Genomic DNA, 21,174 nt, shown 5'->3' with positions numbered 1-21,174 from the left:
ATTGCATTTAGTGCTTACAATAGCGGTTTCTCATACCAAACTCACGTTAAATAGCGGATACTAAAAAACAAAAATATAAATTACTTGTGTGTAATTTGTAGATTGCAAAACACACACTTCCAAATTATAAAATATATTTTTGTGAAACATAAAAGCTTCCAATGAAAAAGAAATGGGTTTTCATAGTATATAATGTAATTATCGTCTTGATTATTTTTGGTGCGCTAGAATGTTTTTTGGAATACAAATTATCGCATCCAGAAAACTTAAATGGTCGAATGAAAATTGCCTGTCAAAAATATTACATGAATTTTGATAGAAAAATTATTCAATACGAACCAGAGATGGCAAAATATGATACAAAGTTATTTTACGTATTAAAACCGGGCGATTTTCAATTTAAAAACCGAGAATTTGATGTTGCTTTCAACGTAAACTCCCTTGGCGTTAGAGATGACGAAACATCTTTACTAAATCCCAAAATCGTAGTTTTAGGTGATTCACAAGCTATGGGTTGGGGAATTCCACAAGAAAAAACCTTCGCGGAAGTTTTAGAAAAAGAGACACAAAAAAAAGTGCTAAACACAGCAATATCATCCTATGGAACTGTGAGAGAATTCAAATTGCTACAGCAAATCAACACTGAAAATTTACAATATATAATCATTCAATACTGTGAAAATGATTACCAGGAAAATTATAAGTATTCTCAAAACAATAATATATTAAAAATTTCTTCTGAAGAAAGTTATACAAATGCAAGCAAAACTCTAAGAGAAGAACGAAGCTACCATCTATTCAAGCATGTACTAAAATTTCCAAGACTCATAGCGAGCGCAAATCCCGAATTTGATCCCATAATCAAACTTAAAGATGATGAAGTCGCTGTTTTTCTGAATGTTATCAAGCAATCAGAAGTTTTTCAAAAAGAAATCAAAATTATTGTAATCAATATCAACAGTCGCCAAACATCGAATCATTTCATAAACAATCTCAAAAAAACATTGCAAAAAAATGAATGGGAAAATATGGCAAAACAGGTGATTCCTGTAGATATATCTTCTGGACTTACCGCAGATAAATACTATGTTTTAGACGATCATATCAACACAAAAGGACATGCTTTTATTGCAAGCGAATTACAAAAGATAATAAACATGCATGAAAATGCAGAAATCGTAAAGTGAAAATTGTAAATTTGCGGCTATGGAATTCTCCTCACGACTATTAGAAAATGCAGTCAATGAAATTTCGCAACTTCCAGGTATTGGAAAGCGAACGGCATTGCGATTGGTATTGCATTTATTGCGTCAGCCAGAAAGTCAAACCATGCATTTAGCCAGTGCGTTGCAAGATTTACGTACGGAAATCAAGCATTGCAAAAGCTGTCACAACATTTCGGATGTAGAAATTTGTGATATCTGTGTAAATCTAAATCGTCAGCAAGACATTATCTGTGTTGTGGAAGACATTCGCGATGTGATGGCAATAGAAAGTACGTCGCAATACAAAGGTTTATACCATGTATTAGGTGGAAAAATTTCTCCGTTGGACGGAATTGGTCCGCACAATTTGACAATTGGTAGCTTAGTAGAAAAAGTGCAAGCAGGAAAAGTCAAAGAAATCATTTTCGCGTTAAGCTCAACAATGGAAGGCGACACAACGAACTTTTACATTTACAAGCAAATCGAAAAATACGAAGTAAAAACATCTACCATTGCCCGTGGAATTTCGGTGGGTGACGAGCTAGAATATGCTGATGAGGTGACGCTTGGGAGAAGTATACTAAACAGAGTTCCATTTGAAAATTCACTAAAGAGTTCATAAAAATACAACTGCATGAAACATTCATAACTAAATTTTCTTTCCGTAGCGGAATGATTAAATGAATGTAACATCTGACCGATAAAAAACAATTAATTATAAACAGATGAAACTCTCTGTTATCATTCTCAACTACAATGTGCGCTACTTTTTAGAAGCGTGTTTGCGCAGTGTGCAATCCGCTGTCGCGGGAATGGACGCGGAAATAATTGTGGTTGACAACAATTCGCCAGACGATAGTTGCGAGATGATGCGAACGACTTTTCCAGCCATTCAACTCATTGCAAATACAGAAAATGTAGGTTTTGCTAAAGCGAACAATCAAGGTGTGAAAGTTGCCAAAGGCGAATACATTTGTATCTTAAATCCGGATACGATTGTGGCAGAAGATACCTTTACACAACTGCTCGAATTCACAAAAAATAAAGAAAATTTAGGAAGTATTGGTTGTAAACTCATTGATGGAAGCGGAACGTTTTTGCCCGAAAGCAAACGAAACATTCCAACGCCGATGGTTTCCGTGAAGAAAATTTTAGGTAAAAAAAACTCAGGGTACTATTCAAATCTCGATGAAAATGAAATTGGAAAGGTTGATATTTTAGTGGGCGCGTTTATGTTTATGAAAAAAAGTGTGTATGAAGCTGTCGCTGGATTTGACGAAGATTATTTCATGTATGGCGAAGACATTGACTTATCGTATAAAATTCTAAAAGCAGGATTTCAAAACTACTATTACGGCAAAACGACGGTCATTCATTACAAAGGAGAAAGTACATTAAAAGACAAAACATACGCAAAGCGTTTTTACGGCGCGATGCAATTATTCTATAAAAAGCATTTCAAAAGAAATTTGATCTATGACATTGCAGTGACGCTTGGCGCAAAACTAATTCCGATGATTTCAAAATCAGACAAGCAAGTTCAAAAAAACATTCAAAAGTGTGTTTTTGTAACGAATGATGCAACGCGTTTTGAGCAGCTTCAAACTATTCACAATGGAAAAAACTGTGTCCAAACTGAAAATCTAGATCACTTTTTTAATCAAATAGAAAACAAAAAACAAACAGAAATCATTTTTGACACTCATTTTGTTGAAACAAAAACGATTATTCAAATCTTTGAAAAACAGCTTGGATATTACAAAATACTACCAAAAAACAGTACTTTTATCATTGGAAGTGATTCGTCTAAAAATAGAGGAGAAGTGTTGATGCTGAACAAGTCAAAGAATGGTACTTAAGCAAGTTGAAGTAAATTGAAAATAATTCAATAAAAAATCATATTATTTAGTATTTTCGCAAAATAAAATAAAATAACATCTTTAGATTAAGGATATGGCAAAATTTGAACTAAAACTTCCACAAATGGGAGAAAGTGTTGCAGAAGCAACAATTATATCATGGCTCAAAGAAGTTGGCGAAACTATCGAAGCTGATGAAGCAGTGTTGGAAATCGCAACGGACAAGGTAGACTCTGAATTACCAAGTGAAGTTGATGGTGTTTTAGTTGAAATACTATTCAATGTTGATGATGTTGTAAAAGTTGGGCAAACGCTTGCTATCATTGAAACTGAAGGCGAAGGAAGTGCAGAAGCAACACCAGCGCCAGCAGTAAAAGTAGCAGAAGCGACAGCAGTTGCAGCAGTTGCCGATACGGTAACAGCAGCAAAAGAAACCGTAAGTAATGACTTTTCAACTTCTGAAAAATTCTATTCTCCATTAGTAAAAAACATTGCCAAAGAAGAAGGAATCTCAGTTGAAGAGTTAGACACTATTCCAGGAACAGGAAAAGACGAAAGAGTTACGAAAAATGACATTCTTGCCTACATAAAAAATAAAGGAACACAACAACCACAAGTTGCTGCACCAAAAGCAGCAGTTCAAGAAGCGGCGAAAGTTGTGAAAGAAACTCCAAAAGCAGCACCAGCAACTCCAGTTTCCACCAATGGTGGCGATGAAATCATAGAAATGACACGTATGGGGAAACTCATTGCGCATCACATGGTGGCTTCGGTACAAACATCAGCACACGTACAAAGTTTTATAGAAGTTGATGTTACAAAGATTTGGAATTGGCGTAAGAAAATGAAAGATAGCTTCGAAAAACGCGAAGGTGAAAAACTTACATTTACACCAATCTTTATGGAAGCGGTTGCAAAAGCGTTGAAAGATTTCCCAATGATGAACATTGCTGTTGATGGTGACAACATCATCAAAAGGAAAAACATCAACTTAGGAATGGCAGCAGCGTTGGCGGATGGAAACTTAATTGTTCCGGTGATTAAAAATGCAGATCAACTGAACTTGGTTGGTATGGCAAAAGCAGTAAACGACTTAGCGGACAGAGCAAGAAATAACAAACTAAAACCAGACGATATTCAAGGTGGAACCTATACAGTAACAAATGTAGGAACCTTTGGAAGTATCATGGGAACACCAATTATCAATCAGCCACAAGTTGGAATCTTAGCTTTAGGAGCCATTCGCAAAGTGCCTGCGGTGATTGAAACGCCAGAAGGTGATTTCATCGGAATCCGTTACAAAATGTTCTTATCACACTCGTACGATCACAGAGTTGTCAATGGCGCACTTGGTGGACAATTTGTAAAACGAGTTGCTGACTACTTAGAAGCTTGGGATAGCAATAGAGATATTTAAGAAAAATACAATATATAATGTTTCAAATGAGAGCTTTCGGAAGAAGGCTCTTTTTTTTGTTTATGATGAGTAGTTTATAAGTTTAAAGGTTTATGAGTTTATATGTGTTGTATTTCGACTTTGTTTGGTGAAAAATATCGAATCAACAAAAACAAGCGAAGCGATCCAAAGGCGCGTCTGCGCAATCTAAAAGCGAAGCAATCCAAAAGTGCATCAGCACGATCCAAGAGATTCCCGCCTACGCGGGAACAAGTCTAAAAGCGAAGCGCTCTAACATCTAACAGCGAAGCGGTCTAAAAGCAAAGCGCTCTACTTTTTCAAAGACTCCACAAAAGAAATCAAATCTAAACCTTCATGAAGTTCGCCTTTTACAATCGCAATTGGAATGGAAGAAATGATTACATCTTGGCGTTTCATTTTGGAAATAGTATTCCAGAAAAACTGCTTATAACGTTCGTTTTCAGAAATATTAAATGCTTTATGCGGAATTCGGTTTGCTTTGAGCATTCCAATTAATTTTTCGCATTTTGTGCATTTATCTTTCGTGAAAATGATGGTTTCGCCTTTATCAATTAAAGTATCGAGTGTTTTCCAGTTTTTTACACTGGTTTCTAGGCTTAGCTCTTGTAATTTATCGTCATGCGAAGAAAAATAAGTGTATTCTGGCGTCGCGTTTTTTAGTGGAATTAATGTGATCAATAAAACTTTGGTATTCGCAGGAACTTTCTTAATTACAGGGCGATAACTGCTTTTCCGAAAGCCTTTTCCATCTACCTTAAAAAACACTTCTTTTAAAATTTCTGTGTGATTAATGGCATAAAATAGGATCTTTTTCTTGCCTTTAACCTCTACAATCTCAATAGCTTCTGTTTGTGCATTCGTAGAAAAAATCCAAAAAAAACAGCATAAAAAAGAAGTTAAAATAGACTTCAACATGGTCATTTTTCTATTATTGTTAATAATACATCAAAATCAATTATTATACCACAAAATAATTTTATTTACCCTGTAATAATGGTAAATTTACTCTTTTAAATAAAACAATGGAATTAAAACTAAAAAATCCTATCTGCTTCTTTGATTTGGAAACAACTGGAATTGATGTAGCTAAGGATAGAATTGTAGAAATTGCGATACTCAAAGTATATCCTAACGGAAATAAAGAGAGCAAAACGTGGTTGGTAAACCCTGAAATGCCAATTCCTCCGCATGTTTCTGAAATTCACGGAATTACCGATGATAAAGTTGCAAACGAACCAACATTCAAGGAACTTTCCAAGGAGATTTATAATATGGTGAAAGATAGTGATTTGGCAGGCTACAATTCTGACCGATTTGACATTCCATTATTAGCAGAAGAATTGCTGCGTGCAGACATTGACTTTGACATGAAAAATAGAGTTTCTGTCGATGTACAAACAATTTTCCACAAAATGGAACAACGTACATTATCAGCAGCGTACAAATTTTACTGTGGAAAAGAACTCGAAGGTGCACACGGAGCTGAAGTAGATACAAATGCAACGTATGAAGTCTTAAAATCGCAATTAGATCGCTACGAAGAATTAGAAAATGACATGCGAAAGCTAAGTGAATTTACGACTCGTAAAAAAATGGCAGATTTTGCAGGATTCATCATATTTGATAAAGATGATGAAGAAATCTTTTCGTTTGGAAAACACAAAGGCAAAAAAGTACTATCCGTTTTAGATGAAGAACCAGGTTATTTTGGTTGGATTTTAAACGCAAACTTTCCGCGCTACACGAAAAAAGTACTCACAGCAATCAAACTAAGAAAACTAAACACAAAATTTTAATCACTAAAAATGATTATGAGAAACGCTACCATTGTACTCATTACATTTTTAAATTTATGCTTTGTACAAGCACAAAAAAACATCTCGGGAACGATTGTAAATAAAGATACAAACGAACCGATTGCGTATGCGCATTTAATTATTCCATCTGAAAAAAGAGGAACAACAGCGGACAGCAACGGTAAATTTGAATTTACAGTTCCAGAGGAATGGTTAGGGAAAATACTCAAAATAACCTGTGTTGGTTTTGAAGATAAAAAAATTGAAATCCGACGCGGAAAAGGCGTTGTGATTTACATGCAACCATCTATTGAGTTTTTGAATACAGTACATGTATCGAACTCAGAAAAAAAAGAATTAATACGCATCAATTCGTTTCGCGGAAAGCGGAGTATTGGTTTAGGAAATTTTAGCGGAGGCGCATATCCGTCAATGTTTGCACGTTACTATCCGTTCAATGAAACATTAGGAGTTGAAAACTATCTCAAAGAAGTTTCTGTATTTTTCTATAAAGAAGGAAGGCACAACGCGAAATTTCGATTGCGAGTAGTTTCTTCCACAGAAGACAAAATGCCCAAAGATGATTTGGTAGATCCTTTTATTGTTGAGGTAAGTTACAAGCAAGCAAAGACAAAAGTAAAAATGCCCGCTAATGGAATTGAAGTTCCACGCGAAGGTTTTTTTATCGTAGTAGAACATTTATTCATTGAAGAAAATGCTTTTGAAGAAATTATTCATCTCAAAGTAAACGATACAATGAAAGTTAAAAATATCAAACAAAAACGATACGCACCAATCTTTAAAGGAATTGTTGAAGAAGAAGGCGAATCGTTTTCTTATTATATGACTGTTGATGGCTGGCGAAAAGTGCGAAAACTAAAAATGCCGCTAACAGATTTTAAAGAAAGTGAAGTTGTCGCGCCAGCTTTCAAATTAAAACTAACAAATTAAGTAGAAGACAGACTATGAAAATTATTTGCATCGGACGAAACTACACAGAACATATTGCAGAGCTTGAAAACGAAAAACCAACGGATCCAGTAATTTTTATGAAATCGGATACGTCGATTCTTTTAAAGAAGCAACCGTTTTTTATTCCCGATTTTTCAAAAGAAATCCATCATGAGGTGGAAGTCTTGGTAAAAATTAATAAATTGGGAAAATATATTGATCAGAAGTTTGCGCACAAATATTATAATGAAATTAGTGTAGGGATTGATTTCACAGCGCGCGATTTACAATCGAAATTAAAAGAAAAAGGATTGCCGTGGGAAAAAGCAAAAGCTTTTGACGGTTCGGCAGTCGTTGGAAAATGGATTTCAAAAGATCAATTTGCCGATTTGAACGATATCAACTTTAAATTAGAAAAAAATAAAGAAATCGTTCAACAAGGAAATACCAAACAAATGCTTTGGAAAATTGATGAGTTGATTGCGTATGTGTCACAGTATTTCACCTTAAAAATAGGAGACATTATATTTACGGGTACGCCTGCAGGTGTTAGCAAAGTGCATACTGACGATCGATTGACAGGATATTTAGAAGGACAAGAATTATTTTCAATACTAGTAAAATAAAAAATGGGTTATAATTTAGAAAAAATAAATGCAATATCTGATGGAGATACCGACTTCATTGAAGCTGTAGTAGTGGCTTTTATAGAAGAAATTCCAGAAGATCTTGTAAAATTTGAACACGAAGTAAAATCAGAGAATTACAAAGAAATATATCAGGTGAGTCATAAAATAAAGCCTAATTTAGACTTATTGGGCATGCAAGAATCGTATGATATCAATCTTCAAATATTGAGTTGGTCAAAAGCAGAAACGAATATATCAGATATTGCGACGGCTTTTGACAGCATACTTGCAAAAATCAATTCAAACATTAATGAATTGAAAAAAGAATTCAACTTATAATAAAGCATGATTGCAGAAATAATTACCATTGGCGATGAAATTCTCATCGGACAAATAGTAGATACAAATTCAGTATTTATCTCAAAAGCACTCAATGAAATAGGTGTTTCTGTACATCAAATTACGTCAATCCAAGATGATAAGCAACACATTTTAGAAGCCCTAGAAGCTGCCAAAGCAAAAGCAGATGTTGTATTGATCACAGGCGGATTGGGTCCAACAAAAGACGATATTACCAAACATACCTTGTGTGAGTATTTTCAGGATGAATTAATTAAAAATGATGCGGTATTAGCGCATATTGAAGAATTATTCGCCAAATACATTACATCTTCCATCATCTCGAATATGAATCGCGATCAGGCATTAGTGCCTTCCAAAGCGCAAATTTTGATGAATCAATACGGAACTGCGCCAGGAATGTGGTTAGAGAAAGACAATACGGTTTTTGTTTCCATGCCAGGCGTTCCTTATGAAATGCGTGGATTAATGACCAATCAGATCATTCCAAAACTGCAAGAAGAATTTGAAAGGCCATTTATATATCACAAAACTATTTTAACCTATGGAATGGGCGAAAGTAGTATTGCAATGAAAATTGAAGATTGGGAAAATAATCTTCCAGAAAATGTAAAACTTGCCTATCTGCCCAATTTTGGTAAAGTGCGTTTGCGCCTTACTGGAAAAGGAAAAGACAAAGCGCAAATTATAAATGCTGTTGATGAATACGCGCAAAAGCTCTACCCAATCATTGGAGATATCATTCAAGGAATTGAAGGTAAAAGTAGCATCATTACACAAATAGGAGAATTATTAGTTGCCAAAGGTCAAAAGTTGGCTGCTGCCGAAAGTTGTACTGGCGGACGCGTTGCCGCGCAAATAACGCAAGAGTCTGGCGTTTCAGCTTTCTTTAATGGAAGTGCAGTAACGTATGCGGTACAATCTAAAATTGATCTCTTAGGTGTTCCAGAAGCGTTAATAAAACAACACTCGGTCGTAAGTGCTGAAGTAGTAGAAGCGATGGCAAAAGGCGCGCAAAAAATCTATCATGCAGATTATGCAATTGCAACCACAGGAAATGCCGGACCCAGCAAAGGAAACTCAGATGCAGAAGTTGGCACCGTATTTATTGGAATAGCGACTCCTAGTGGAATCATTTCGCAAGAATTTAATTTTGGACAGCCGAGGGAAAAGGTAGTAAACAAGGCAGTTACGAAAGCTTTTCAAATGTTGCTTGAAGAAATATTAAAAAACAGTAAATAAATATTTGCTGAGAAAATAAAAAAACGTAAATTTGCACCTCGTTTTTGAATAACTTAAAAGTTTAGTACAGATGTCTAGAATTTGTGAATTAACAGGTAAGAAAGCAATGGTAGGGAATAACGTTTCCCACGCAATGAATAAGACAAAGCGCAAATTTAATGCGAATCTTACAAAAAAGCGTTTTTACATACCTGAAGAAGATAAGTGGGTAACTCTAAAAGTTTCTACTTCAGCACTAAAAACAATTAATAAAAAAGGAATCTCTGCAGTGCTTAAAGAAGCAAGAGCAAATGGTTTCATTAAGTAATATACAGTCATAAAGTATAAATACCAAAGTAATGGCGAAGAAAGGAAATAGAGTTCAAGTGATATTAGAATGTACAGAACATAAAGCTTCAGGGAAACCAGGAACTTCACGTTATATCACAACAAAGAATAAGAAAAACACTCCGGACAGATTAGAGATTAAGAAATTCAATCCAATCTTAAAGAAAATGACTGTTCACAAAGAAATAAAATAATAAGTCATGGCAAAGAAATCAGTAGCATCCTTACAAACAGGATCAAAGAGACTAACAAAAGCAATTAAAATGGTAAAATCTCCAAAATCTGGAGCATACACTTTTGTTGAATCAATCATGACACCAGAAAAGGTAAACGATTGGTTAAAAAACTAAGTATACGTTTTACACGATACTAAAAAAGCTACTTTCGAAAGAGAGTAGCTTTTTGTTTTTATACATGAACCAAAAAGGTGACAGTTTTTCATGTTTGTAAATCAGGCAAGGTAATTGACTTGTCAAGTGTATAAAATAGTAATGCAAAACATACAGTAATTTTAAGTATCTTGTTTTGCAGTTTGTACAATCAATAAGATTGTAATCGCATTAAAAATAGTACGACAAATTATGAGTTTTTTTAAGAGAATATTTTCATCAGAAAAAAAAGAAACACTCGATAAAGGTTTAGAGAAATCCAAATCAAGTTTTCTATCTAAACTAACGAAGGCAGTTGCCGGAAAAAGCAAGGTTGATGATGAGGTTTTAGATAATTTAGAAGAAGTTTTAGTTAGCAGTGATGTTGGCGTTGATACAACCTTGAAAATTATTGATAGAATAGAAGCAAGAGTTGCCAAAGACAAATACTTAGGAACAGACGAACTCAACAAAATTCTTCGAGAAGAAATTGCAGGATTATTATCCGAAACAAATTCTGGTGAAGAAACAGAATATACCATTCCAACGGACAAAAAACCGTATGTATTAATGGTAGTTGGTGTAAATGGTGTTGGAAAAACAACTACGATCGGAAAACTTGCATACCAATTTAACAGGCAAGGACTCAAAGTGGTTTTAGGAGCTGCGGATACCTTCAGAGCTGCAGCCATTGATCAATTACAAGTTTGGGCAGATAGAGTCGATGTTCCGTTAGTAAAGCAAAGTATGGGAAGTGATCCAGCTTCTGTTGCGTTTGACACCCTAAAATCAGGAGTTGCGCAAGATGCCGATGTTATCATTATTGATACTGCAGGAAGATTGCACAACAAAGTAAACTTGATGAAGGAATTGACGAAAGTCAAAAAAGTAATGCAAAAAGTAATTGACGACGCACCACACGATGTATTATTAGTTTTAGATGGATCTACTGGGCAAAACGCTTTTGAGCAAGCAAAACAGTTTACAGCGGCAACGGAAGTAACTTCATTAGCGGTTACAAAATTAGATGGAACTGCAAAAGGCGGTGTTGTGATCGGAATCTCTGATCAATTCAAAATTCCTGTAAAATACATTGGAGTAGGAGAAGGAATCGAAGATTTACAAGTATTCAATAAATACGAGTTTGTAGATTCATTCTTTTCAAAGTAAAAAGTATCTAGTACTAGAAAATATACCCAATAAAAAAGCCTGCAATTTTAAAATTGCAGGCTTTTTCTATATCTATTAATCTGTTGATTATATTTTCGTCAATCTAATAAGAACCTCTGTTAAAGGTACATTTACACACGTCTCACTTGCTGTATCTTCAACAAATCGGATATCAATAGTATCATCGTCTACCATATTATATGAAGTTGGTGTCGCTGCGCCTAATCCTAATAAGACATTTGCGCCACCACAATTGAAGTTTGTATCTTGATCATTCGCAACACTAACAGTTCCATCACAATTCAATGTAAAATTGAAAGTCATAGTTGGTTGTGTTCCTGGAATATCTAAGTTTGCTAAATACTTTACAATAATACTTCTTTCCGTATCAGAAACACTTACGATTTCAACTGTTGCAGGATCACCGAAAATTGGTTCATCGGTATTTCCTATTTCTTCATACGTATACATTCCTGTGTATCCTAGTTGTAGTGTGCTTATATTACCTGCGCTTACCCAAGCACTTGATGTTGTAGCGCTACAAGCAGTTCTTACGACGAATGAATATGCTGTAATCGGGCATAAACCAGTAACGGTAAACGTAGAGTTATTCGTAGTTGCGGCAGTCGCTGTATTTGGATCAAATCCTGCTGCAGGTCCGTAACGAACTTCCCAAGAAGTTTCTCCATTAGAGTCCCAATCTAAAATCATTGAGTTTTGAGTTGGTGTTGTCGTTAAATTTAATGGCGGTAAACAGGTTGCAAATCGGAAAGGTCCACTAAACGCACTCGAACTTCCTGCTTGGCCACCGTCAGTAAAAGAATTACAGTTGGCGCGTACATAAAATTCGTAATCGTTATTTGGTTGTAAATTCATCACTGAATGCTCTGTACTATTTCCAGTAGCAAACAATTCAGCTTCTTCTAAGTTAAATCCTTGAAGTCCGTATTTAATTTCCCATGAAACTTCGCTTCCACCTGGAGTCCAAGTGAACGTAGCTGAAGTTTTTGTTAAATTTGCGATGCCTAAATTTGTGGGTGCTGGACATGAAGTGCGAAACAATAAAGGTCCAAACCAGTCATTATTCGCTAAATTACAATCAGACTTTACATAAAACTCATAAGAAGTCTCAGAAGATAATCCGCTAATCGTAGCATTAGTTTGTGTTGTCGTAATTATGGTTCCTGTTTCTGGATCAAATCCAGGTGATCCGTATGTTACTACCCAAGATACACTCGTAACAGGTAAACATTCTCCAGCATCATTCACGCTTCCACACCAATTAAGTCGTGCAGAATTATCGGTGATATCTGAAGCAAAAGAAGCGGCAACAGGTTGGCATGGTTGTATAATTTCTGGAATTTGCACATCATCTGAACAAGAGAATACAATTCCTATTAGTAGAAGTAAAACTACTTTTTTCATAAAATTTTTTTTTCGTTCATCACAAATATATAAAAACAATGATGAGTTTATCATTTAGAAGCTAAAAAAACAACATTCCAATAGTTAAACTTTTTGATTGTATATTTATACCACCTAAATAACGAATCAAAATGAAGAAAATTATATTTTTAGCAATTGTATTTCTTTTAAATGCTTGTGGACCAAAAGAACAAGCAAAAAAACAAGATGATATTTCAGCAATAAGTGCAAAAGAGTTTACCACTTTTAAAGTGTTAGATTCAGAAAATATTGAAAATCAGACAATTTGGAGTTCTTTAGATCAAGAGATGAACGATTTCTCAGAAGCTGAATACGAAAAACTAAAACCGCACATATTAGAAAAAAACATATTAGAATTACATAAAAATAGAACGCAAGGCATATTTACGTATGAAACACTCGTAAAATTTTACCTGTATCGCATCAAAAAATACGATCGTGATAATGAATTGTCATTAAATTCTGTGATTAGTATAAATCCAAATATAATCGCGGAAGCAAAACAAAAAGATCAAGAATTTTTTAATAAAAGACTAAAGCCGCTCATTTTTGGAATGCCAATTCTATTAAAAGACAATGTAAATACTACTGGAATGCCAACAACAGCTGGAGCAGTTGCTTTAAAAAATAACTATACAGAAGATGCTTTTATTGTAAAACAATTAAAAGGACAAGGCGCATTAATTTTAGGAAAAGCAAACTTAAGTGAATGGGCGTATTTTTTCTGTGGCGATTGCCCAAGTGGGTATAGTGCTATTGGCGGGCAAACCTTAAATCCTTATGGGAGAAAAATCATTGATACAGGTGGGTCAAGTGCAGGAAGCGGTGTTTCGGTAGCTACAAACTTTGCCGTAGCAGCTGTCGGAACTGAAACAGCAGGTTCTATATTATCGCCATCAAGTCAAAACTCAGTAGTTGGACTCAAGCCAACCATCGGATTGTTAAGTCGTTCAGGAATTGTGCCAATTTCAAGTACATTAGATACGCCAGGTCCCATGACAAAAAGCGTTATTGATAATGCTATTTTGTTAGGTGCTTTATACGGACATGATCCTGCTGATAGTAAAAGTAGATCGTTCAAATGGTCTGGAAATTATTATATAAGCGGAATCAAAAACGGAAATCCATCTATAAAAGGCAAGCGTTTTGGTGCTATTAAACGCTTACTGAAAGATACTTTATACATCAATGCTATCAATGTATTAAAACAACAAGGCGCCATTATTGTAGAAATTGACGAAGAAGAAATAGGGTTGCCAAAATTTATCAATCTATTGAATTTAGACATGCAAAAAGACTTGCCTGAGTATTTTAAAAACTATGCAAACAAAGAATTGTCATATACTTCGGTACAAGATGTGATAGATTTCAATAAAAAAGATTCAGCCAAAACAATGCCGTACGGACAAAAATTATTTTACGGAATTGTAGACGATAAGGCAAATAAAAAAGAATTTTTAGACATGAAAAAAGTGCTGCACGATAACGGAAAATCATATTTTGACATTCCAATGAAAGCACACAATTTAGATGCAGTTTTATCTGTCAACAATTATCATGCGGCGTTTGCAGCTGTTGCGGAATATCCTGCGTTGACAGTTCCGATGGGCTATACGGGCAAAGGTGAACCAAAAGGAATTACCTTCATCGGTAAACCGTTTACAGAGAAAAGTATGCTAGAATGGGCGTACATATATGAACAAGCTTCAAAAATGCGAAAAGCACCGAAAAACTATAACTAATATAAAAAGTTGGGCGTTCCCATCACAAAAAAGCACACTTCGCATTGAATGCTTAGTGTGCTTTTTTGTGATCGTCGGGCTATCCGCTATATCTTTTTTTAAAATCGTCTTTGCGAGAATTTTTAGAAAAATTTATGATAATCTGTGTCTTGATCCAACAGATTATTTCGTCGATTCCTCCTCATAATGACGCAAATTAAAGTCAAAAAAAGGATGCCGCTTCTATCCCTAACGCGAAATACAATTAACTTTCCAATTGTAATTGTTCATCAGTATCATCTTCTCCCGAAAATAGTTCTATTGCATCGCCAGCCAATGCGGTAATTAATCCGCCAGTGCGAACAAAAACAACCAATACATAAAACGGATGTTTGTTAATTGGTGCATATCCTAATGCAGCTGGTAAATAATGAATGGCCAATCCTATGAAAGACATTTTTAAAAGTTTTTTAGGCATCACAGCCATTGCAATAATTATACCTATAGCTCCTAATGAACAAACGGCAGGTTTTATATATTTAAGCGCGAGGTTACCAACCTTTGAAACACTTGCTGTATCAATGGCAAGCATTGCTAGTAAAAGCGTAACTAAAATTACATCTAAAACTAATAGTGGAACAAAAACCCACTTTAATAATGGATGAATGTCAACTTGTCTGCCATATAGTAAGCCAACTGACCAAACTGTACCTATTAAGCCAAGTCCGGAAACTACTTTGGAAACCGTACCAACAAATCCTAAATCGGCTTCGGAAGCGTCTGCAATTTCTTCTACAGGGTAAAATAAAAGCTCTAAACTGCCTAAAGCAATGCCACTAATAGCAAATACTTTATCAATATCGTCAAGTGTATTATCTAAGGGATTATTTATTTCTTGTGTCATGATGGTTTAGTTTAAATTAAGTTGAAAAATAGTACTACCTCTTTTTACAAATTCTTCTTTGGTCGTTCCTTCGCCAAAAGGTGCTTTTCCAAAACCAATTTTATAAAGAACCGTCGTCGGAATTGCCACAAATAAACACATGACATCTAAAAATGTCAATTCATCGCTTTTGGTAATTGATTTGTAAAGTTCTGTAATTAAAGGAATTTCCCATGCCTTGTTGAGTCCTACAAGTGCAACATTTATTAAAGCTTCAAGTGATATGAAAATTAAATCCATCAATTGTTTTACCAAAAATAAACTCAATCCGGCTAGTTTTTGTAACAACAGTTTTAGGAAATCTATAAATTGCATTTCTCCTTTAATCATTTTTTTGAAGCCGTCAAAAATAATGTCCATCTGCAGTTTAAAACCTTCCCCTGATTTTACTAAAATTTCTTTTAAATCTTTCATGAATTTTTCAAACACACTGGAAAATTCAGTCGGAATTCGCTCTTTAAGTGGTTTCTGTGAACTATCGTGTAAATAGTCTTTTTTAGAATTTAACCAATTTGATCGTGGATCTGCTTCACTTTTTTCAGAAGGTTCCGAAGGATCTACTTTGGATAATGTATCAGGAATATCAACCAATTCAGGAGAAAATTTTCCAATTTGTTCATCGAGTGTTTTATCGACAAAGTCTTTTATATTTCCAATTTCGTCTTTTAAGCAAAGAATCGCTTCGTTGGTAAAATCTTTAAAAGCTTTTTTTGTTTCTACAATAGCATCCCAATCAAATAAAAATGCTAAAAGATCAAATAAATCTTTAAAGAACACTTTAATCGCATCAAATATCTTCTGAATAAAACTTCCAACTTCTCGAATCGTTGTGACAATCCAATTGAAAACTTGTTCTCCAATTTTAATCACGAATTGGATACCCGTTTTTACTTTCTCTACGATAAATTCAACGGCTTGTTTTGCACCATCCCAAACAGAATGTAAAAAGTCGCCCAGCGTTAATCCTTCATTTAATAATGAATAATTTTTTGGAATGCCGCGTCTTTGTATTTCGCCGTTCGTATTTCCAATCGAAAATGAAGTTCGTTGCAATGGCGCGTTGGAATCGTTTTCCATCGTTTTGGCAAGTGACAACATTTGCTTGATTCCTTCTTCGGCACTTTCTAATACTTTCGGGTCAGTTCCTTCGGCAACTAAACGCTTTCCGTTTTGATCTGTAATTTCACCCAAACCATTTGCTTTCGTTAGTTTTTCTTCTAAGCGTTCTAAAACTTTTCCTTTAAGATTGATTGCCTGTGTTTCTTTTAGGAAATCGGCATTGATGTAAATTTTGGAAGTTGCAATATCTTTTACAGGACAAATCACGGTAAATTCTGCTAATACATTTAACGGAATATCTACTTCATGATCGGGACCGATATGATAACTTTTACTATTGACATATACAAAAAGATTGCTGTCAGCGCTGAGCCGAACATTTAATCCTTGAAAGGTTTTCATCGCTTTACTGTTGAAGCGAATATGTGCTGAGTAAGATTCTACTTCTTTTAAACCATCAATTGCTTGAACCGTCAATGTATGTGTGTTCCAAAGTGTAGTTACTTTATCTTGCCAAAGTCGTGTTAACTCGCTACCATGTTTCGTGCTAATTGCAAAGAGTTGGTTGCGAATTCCGTTGCCTTTTACACAACTAAATTGATCAGCATCTTTCACCATGACAATCGGTTGCGTCCATTTATCATCAATAAAAGTTTGTGTTTTTTGATCAAAGAAGTGATTCGTTTGATAGTGCAATCCATTTTCGTTAAGTGACCAAACACTGTGTTCATCTTCGTTACGCGCAGCAGCAATCTTTTTGATGTTTCCAAGCTTTCCTGGTAATGTATTTACTTCAAAATCATTACTTTCAATGGCGGTTATATATTGATGGATTTGTGTTCCTGCGGCATACACAATATCATTGGCATCATCAGATTCTACTAAGGTAAAGCAGTTGATAAATTCGTCACTCTCAAAGCGAATTTTAGTCGTTTTATCATATTTAGCATCTGGAAATGATTGAAATATAAACGAACGTTCTTTTCCAATATCATACAGTAAAAATACACCAGCGTTGTATTGAAAATTTCCCAATTCAAACTGTGTTATTTTCATTCCGTTTTCAGGAAGTGTATAGGGTTTTGGATCTAAATCATCTAGTTCAGCCACATAATAGTTAGCGTCTTTATTTTTTGTTTCTGTTGCAAAAAGTACATGCTCTACGCCAATAGACACTTTGTTAATGATTTCAGAAGCATTACTCGCTTCTATACTTGACCAAGAAATACTTTTGTCAAGTGTGGCAAATTGTGTAGAATCTAATGGAATTTCGTCTGAAATCCACACTTTATTATCTTCCACTTTTGCGAGTTGAAAATAATCTTCATCTACATTATATTCTAATTCAAAGGAAGCAACTTTTCCTTCAGAAAACATCATTTTTACCCAACCAGAAGCGGAACCTTCTGAGCGTAAAATACCTTGCAAACGACCTTCTTTATCTAAACAAAATATGAAAGGTTGTTCTGGCGCGACCATTAATGAACAAATAGATTCTCCTGCATCAATTGCAGATTCAGGAAAATAATTAGACATCAATTCGCTATAAAAAGCGACAGTTACGTTGTCGTCTTTTGTAATTTGAAATTGTGGATCTACTTTCATGTTATTTAATTTTGTTTTTCAATGGTTGGTGCATACGTAATGTCATACGCAACAATATCTTTTTTATCTTCAATGCGTAAGTTTTTAAAAGTATAGACTTTTCCAAGTGGGAGAATTATTTTATTGGTCTGATTTAATACGTCTATATCATTTAGTTGTTCAATCAATTTAGTCGAAGAAACAGAGCCTGCACCACCTAAATCTACTGCAATTTGATTGACAACTGCATCAACAATTGCAAACACCCAAGTAATAACTAATGAAATAACTTTTAGAATAATGGCGAAAACGTCTCCACTAAAAAAGTTAGGATCACTATCGTAAGCAACTTTTGGTTTTGTAAAGTTGTGATCTAAATCAAAACGACCTGTTTTTTTTGTAGTTATTGTAAAATCTAAATAGCCAGAAGCTCCTTTATCCTTTACATTGTCTTTCGTGTATTCTCCGCTTGTGGATAATGAGAGATACTTTACTTCATGTTCACCAAAAAGCTTCATAATGACATGGACTTCCACTTTGATGTCAATTCTATAACGAACCGCTATTCCTTGATTTCCGTCATTTTGAACATATTCACGTGTTACAGTATACGTTGTATCAATTTTATCATCTATATGTTTATCATTTTTTGTTAAGACCATCACATTGTTCTCAAAACCATGACTGAGTTTCACTCCTTTTAAGTTTTCAAAGGTAGTTTGTACATACGCATCAAGCGATTTTACATAGATGTTAAAATGATTTTTTTGAAGTCCAAAAACGCCATCGGTAGTACTAGTCAAATCTTTTCCGAGTTCAATGAGGCTCGCAGGTAAAATTCCAGCAGTTGTATTTGTAGGCGGTTTGGTATCATTCAACATCATTAAAAAGTTAAGCGAACTAAATTGCCCTGGCTTTTTATTGTGATTGCTGTGTGAAGTTGAATAACCTAATGATGTAGGTTGAAACATTGCTTTTTCAGTAGCTTTTATTTTTTTACGTTGAATGGAATATCCTAACACATACGGATGTTCATCATCATGTAAAATAATATTGAAATAGTTTTCAATAGCAACCTGAAAAGCCAAGCTTGCTTCTTGCGGGAAAGTGCTTTTATTTTTGTCGAATGTCGAAATATTAGCATCTTGAAAATTTAAGAATAGACTTTCTATGGTAAAATCTTGTGCCGTTAATCCACTATCTCGGATTACGTTTTCAACCTGATCGCCAGCGTCCATAATCATTTGGTCTTTCGTAACTTTTAATTGTCCAATAGGAACGGTAAACGCATAGACCAATCCTTTTAAATTGAAACTTTCTACCGCACTTGTTTCTTCAGCTCTGTGATATAACTTTCCGCTTTTAAAGCTAATTTGAAGGATTAGATTTTTAGGATCTTTTTGTATGATGCTAATTGTTGGAGCAACTAAGTTTGCGTCCCAACCAAAATCAAAATTTATATTTTCACTTTCCACAAGTGCTACCAAACGACCAATTTCTGACCATTTATTATTTTTACGTGCTTCTGTGATTTGTTTTTGAAGATCAATCCAACGTTTTAGTTTTTTCTTAAAATCGGCATTGCTGTCAGTGATATGAAAATCTTTATTTTTATCTCCAACTTTCGTTTTTCCTGAAAGAATTCCCCATTTTTTATGGATGATGTTTCTTTTGTGTAATTCTTGGAATTGGTAATTGATGGTGTTTTCAGACAAGGCAAGTACCATGTCATAACCAGCGAGTGTTTCTTTTCCTTTCATGTGGCTATTAAATTTGATTAAAAATTAAGATCAATTTAAAAGATAGCGTATTGAAATGGAGGGAATTGCGCTAAGCCTTAAATTGATGCTATGCAATTTAAAACGCAAAATATTACTATATAAACGTAAAACTACGTGATTTTAAAAACGAGAAAAAGTAAGAGTTTTTTTGTTATTTCTTAGGTAGAACCAGTTGTTTTTTGTGTTTAATCAATCAACAAATTAATTTTCCCCCAAAGTACATTATCAAAGTCAGAAAGTGCAAAATTGTCGCCATCAGCAGCATTTCCCATTCGAATGATCACCAAATCTCTGCTTGGAACTATATAGATTTTTTGATCATTTTTTCCCAAAGCGCAATACATATCTTGTGGTGCATTCGGAACCAATTCACCAGAAAACTCCAGTTGTGTTTGTGGCAAACGATACGTAGATTTTCCATTAAGCCACCATAAATAACCATACGCTTCATTAATATTTTGAGTAGTTGAGGTTGCTTCATTCAGAAAAGGTTCAGGAATAATCTGAGTTGTTTCCCATGTTCCATTAGCTGCGATTAAAAGTCCAAAGCGCGCCATGCTTCTGGTTGTGCTCCAAAATACATTAGGATTTCCAGTTTGAATCCACGCGCCTGTCATGCCAATTCGGTTTTTTAATTTTGAATTAAAATAATCATCCCAAGTTTGATTGCTCGCGGAAGCAATGACATCTTGTATTTTTAAAAATACACCATGATATGCCCAACGTGTTCCAGCATCTGCAAAGTATTGTAACTCACTTGGTGTAATTCCATCACCTAAAGTATCATCCAAACCAGAAGTCATAGACAATAAGTCTTTACACGTAATTAAATTTTCTTTCTCTAAGGATGCACTTGTCCAGCCAGTTCCAATATAATCGGAAACTTTACTGTTAAGGTTGATGAGGTTTTCATCTTGCGCAATTCCAGCGACAGCTGTAGTCAAGGTTTTTCCTGCGCTTGCCCAATACCAAGGAGACGTTGCTGTGTGACCGTTCATGTAATTTTCAACAACTATTTTTCCTTTATGTAAGATGATAAAACTTTTGGTGTTTTTTTCTTCCAGATAATCCAATAATGGTTGCAATTGATCAGCATTCCAATTCAACTCGGAAATAGTTGTAGTTTCCCAAGTATCTGAATTTATCGGCGGGAAATACAAAGGATCTTCAACAATTATAGGTGTTTCTTCTGGCGGAAGTTCGTCAATAGCTTCGCTTGCACAATTCATGAAAAGTGATAAAAAAACAAGAGAAAGAATATATAAAAGTCGATTCATCTGTGAGATTTTCATATT

20 protein-coding genes are annotated in these 21,174 nt (G+C 34.7%); 14 read left to right on the top strand and 6 right to left on the bottom strand.

What is annotated here, in order from left to right:
• Positions 1–161 precede the first annotated feature (161 nt).
• The 4 genes from H2O64_RS22735 (at position 162) to H2O64_RS22720 (ending at position 4,481) form a co-directional block, all read left to right on the top strand.
• Complete coding sequence (locus tag H2O64_RS22735; protein ID WP_187564547.1) at positions 162–1,187, top strand: SGNH/GDSL hydrolase family protein; 1,026 nt, start codon at positions 162–164, stop codon at positions 1,185–1,187.
• A 19-nt stretch (positions 1,188–1,206) separates the two neighbouring features.
• On the top strand, positions 1,207–1,827 hold the full coding sequence (gene recR, locus H2O64_RS22730; RefSeq protein WP_187564546.1) for a recombination mediator RecR: 621 nt from the start codon (positions 1,207–1,209) through the stop codon (positions 1,825–1,827).
• Between the two features lie 103 nt (positions 1,828–1,930).
• The gene (locus tag H2O64_RS22725) at positions 1,931–3,064 is read left to right on the top strand and encodes a glycosyltransferase family 2 protein (protein WP_187564545.1); all 1,134 of its coding nucleotides are present in this window, start codon (positions 1,931–1,933) and stop codon (positions 3,062–3,064) included.
• Positions 3,065–3,158: 94 nt separating this feature from the next.
• Positions 3,159–4,481, top strand: a complete 1,323-nt coding sequence (locus H2O64_RS22720) for a dihydrolipoamide acetyltransferase family protein (RefSeq protein ID WP_187564544.1) — start codon at positions 3,159–3,161, stop codon at positions 4,479–4,481.
• A 309-nt stretch (positions 4,482–4,790) separates the two neighbouring features.
• On the opposite strand, the gene H2O64_RS22715 is transcribed toward H2O64_RS22720, so the two are convergent.
• Positions 4,791–5,417 carry a hypothetical protein gene (locus H2O64_RS22715; protein ID WP_187564543.1) on the bottom strand — a complete coding sequence of 209 codons (627 nt, stop codon included), beginning with the start codon at positions 5,415–5,417 and terminating at the stop codon, positions 4,791–4,793.
• A 107-nt stretch (positions 5,418–5,524) separates the two neighbouring features.
• Between H2O64_RS22715 and H2O64_RS22710 the strand changes: the two genes are divergently transcribed.
• The 9 genes from H2O64_RS22710 (at position 5,525) to ftsY (ending at position 11,345) form a co-directional block, all read left to right on the top strand.
• Positions 5,525–6,298 carry a 3'-5' exonuclease gene (locus H2O64_RS22710; protein ID WP_187564542.1) on the top strand — a complete coding sequence of 258 codons (774 nt, stop codon included), beginning with the start codon at positions 5,525–5,527 and terminating at the stop codon, positions 6,296–6,298.
• A gap of 15 nt (positions 6,299–6,313) precedes the next feature.
• The gene (locus tag H2O64_RS22705; protein ID WP_187564541.1) at positions 6,314–7,249 is read left to right on the top strand and encodes a carboxypeptidase-like regulatory domain-containing protein; all 936 of its coding nucleotides are present in this window, start codon (positions 6,314–6,316) and stop codon (positions 7,247–7,249) included.
• A gap of 14 nt (positions 7,250–7,263) precedes the next feature.
• Positions 7,264–7,875: a fumarylacetoacetate hydrolase family protein gene (locus H2O64_RS22700; protein WP_187564540.1), complete on the top strand. Its 612-nt coding sequence runs from the start codon at positions 7,264–7,266 to the stop codon at positions 7,873–7,875.
• Between the two features lie 3 nt (positions 7,876–7,878).
• Complete coding sequence (locus H2O64_RS22695) at positions 7,879–8,217, top strand: Hpt domain-containing protein (protein WP_187564539.1); 339 nt, start codon at positions 7,879–7,881, stop codon at positions 8,215–8,217.
• A 6-nt stretch (positions 8,218–8,223) separates the two neighbouring features.
• Complete coding sequence (locus H2O64_RS22690; RefSeq protein ID WP_187564538.1) at positions 8,224–9,480, top strand: competence/damage-inducible protein A; 1,257 nt, start codon at positions 8,224–8,226, stop codon at positions 9,478–9,480.
• A 70-nt stretch (positions 9,481–9,550) separates the two neighbouring features.
• Complete coding sequence (rpmB, locus tag H2O64_RS22685) at positions 9,551–9,787, top strand: 50S ribosomal protein L28 (protein WP_187564537.1); 237 nt, start codon at positions 9,551–9,553, stop codon at positions 9,785–9,787.
• A gap of 31 nt (positions 9,788–9,818) precedes the next feature.
• Positions 9,819–10,001 carry a 50S ribosomal protein L33 gene (rpmG, locus tag H2O64_RS22680; RefSeq protein WP_187564536.1) on the top strand — a complete coding sequence of 61 codons (183 nt, stop codon included), beginning with the start codon at positions 9,819–9,821 and terminating at the stop codon, positions 9,999–10,001.
• A 6-nt stretch (positions 10,002–10,007) separates the two neighbouring features.
• Positions 10,008–10,157 carry a DUF4295 domain-containing protein gene (locus H2O64_RS22675; RefSeq protein WP_187564535.1) on the top strand — a complete coding sequence of 50 codons (150 nt, stop codon included), beginning with the start codon at positions 10,008–10,010 and terminating at the stop codon, positions 10,155–10,157.
• A 231-nt stretch (positions 10,158–10,388) separates the two neighbouring features.
• A complete protein-coding gene (ftsY, locus tag H2O64_RS22670) occupies positions 10,389–11,345 on the top strand; it encodes a signal recognition particle-docking protein FtsY (RefSeq protein WP_187564534.1) in 957 nt (318 codons plus the stop codon).
• An 87-nt stretch (positions 11,346–11,432) separates the two neighbouring features.
• Here the strand turns inward: ftsY and H2O64_RS22665 are convergent, their stop codons facing one another.
• Positions 11,433–12,770, bottom strand: a complete 1,338-nt coding sequence (locus H2O64_RS22665; protein ID WP_187564533.1) for a fibronectin type III domain-containing protein — start codon at positions 12,768–12,770, stop codon at positions 11,433–11,435.
• A 131-nt stretch (positions 12,771–12,901) separates the two neighbouring features.
• On the opposite strand from H2O64_RS22665, the gene H2O64_RS22660 reads away from it, so the two are divergent.
• Positions 12,902–14,533 carry an amidase family protein gene (locus H2O64_RS22660; RefSeq protein WP_187564532.1) on the top strand — a complete coding sequence of 544 codons (1,632 nt, stop codon included), beginning with the start codon at positions 12,902–12,904 and terminating at the stop codon, positions 14,531–14,533.
• 244 nt (positions 14,534–14,777) lie between these two features.
• Here the strand turns inward: H2O64_RS22660 and H2O64_RS22655 are convergent, their stop codons facing one another.
• The 4 genes from H2O64_RS22655 to H2O64_RS22640 all read right to left on the bottom strand — a co-directional run bounded on the left by H2O64_RS22655 (position 14,778) and on the right by H2O64_RS22640 (position 21,108).
• A complete protein-coding gene (locus H2O64_RS22655; RefSeq protein WP_187564531.1) occupies positions 14,778–15,416 on the bottom strand; it encodes a hypothetical protein in 639 nt (212 codons plus the stop codon).
• Positions 15,417–15,422: 6 nt separating this feature from the next.
• Positions 15,423–18,119 (bottom strand): hypothetical protein, encoded by a 2,697-nt coding sequence (locus tag H2O64_RS22650; RefSeq protein ID WP_187564530.1) that lies wholly within the window; start codon positions 18,117–18,119, stop codon positions 15,423–15,425.
• Between the two features lie 5 nt (positions 18,120–18,124).
• Complete coding sequence (locus tag H2O64_RS22645) at positions 18,125–19,858, bottom strand: hypothetical protein (protein ID WP_187564529.1); 1,734 nt, start codon at positions 19,856–19,858, stop codon at positions 18,125–18,127.
• 206 nt (positions 19,859–20,064) lie between these two features.
• Positions 20,065–21,108, bottom strand: a complete 1,044-nt coding sequence (locus H2O64_RS22640) for a serine hydrolase domain-containing protein (RefSeq protein ID WP_394368170.1) — start codon at positions 21,106–21,108, stop codon at positions 20,065–20,067.
• Positions 21,109–21,174 lie beyond the last annotated feature (66 nt).

Source organism: Kordia aestuariivivens (assembly GCF_014397005.1).
Lineage (GTDB): Bacteria > Bacteroidota > Bacteroidia > Flavobacteriales > Flavobacteriaceae > Kordia > Kordia aestuariivivens.
This window is presented reverse-complemented; position numbering and strand designations above follow the sequence as displayed.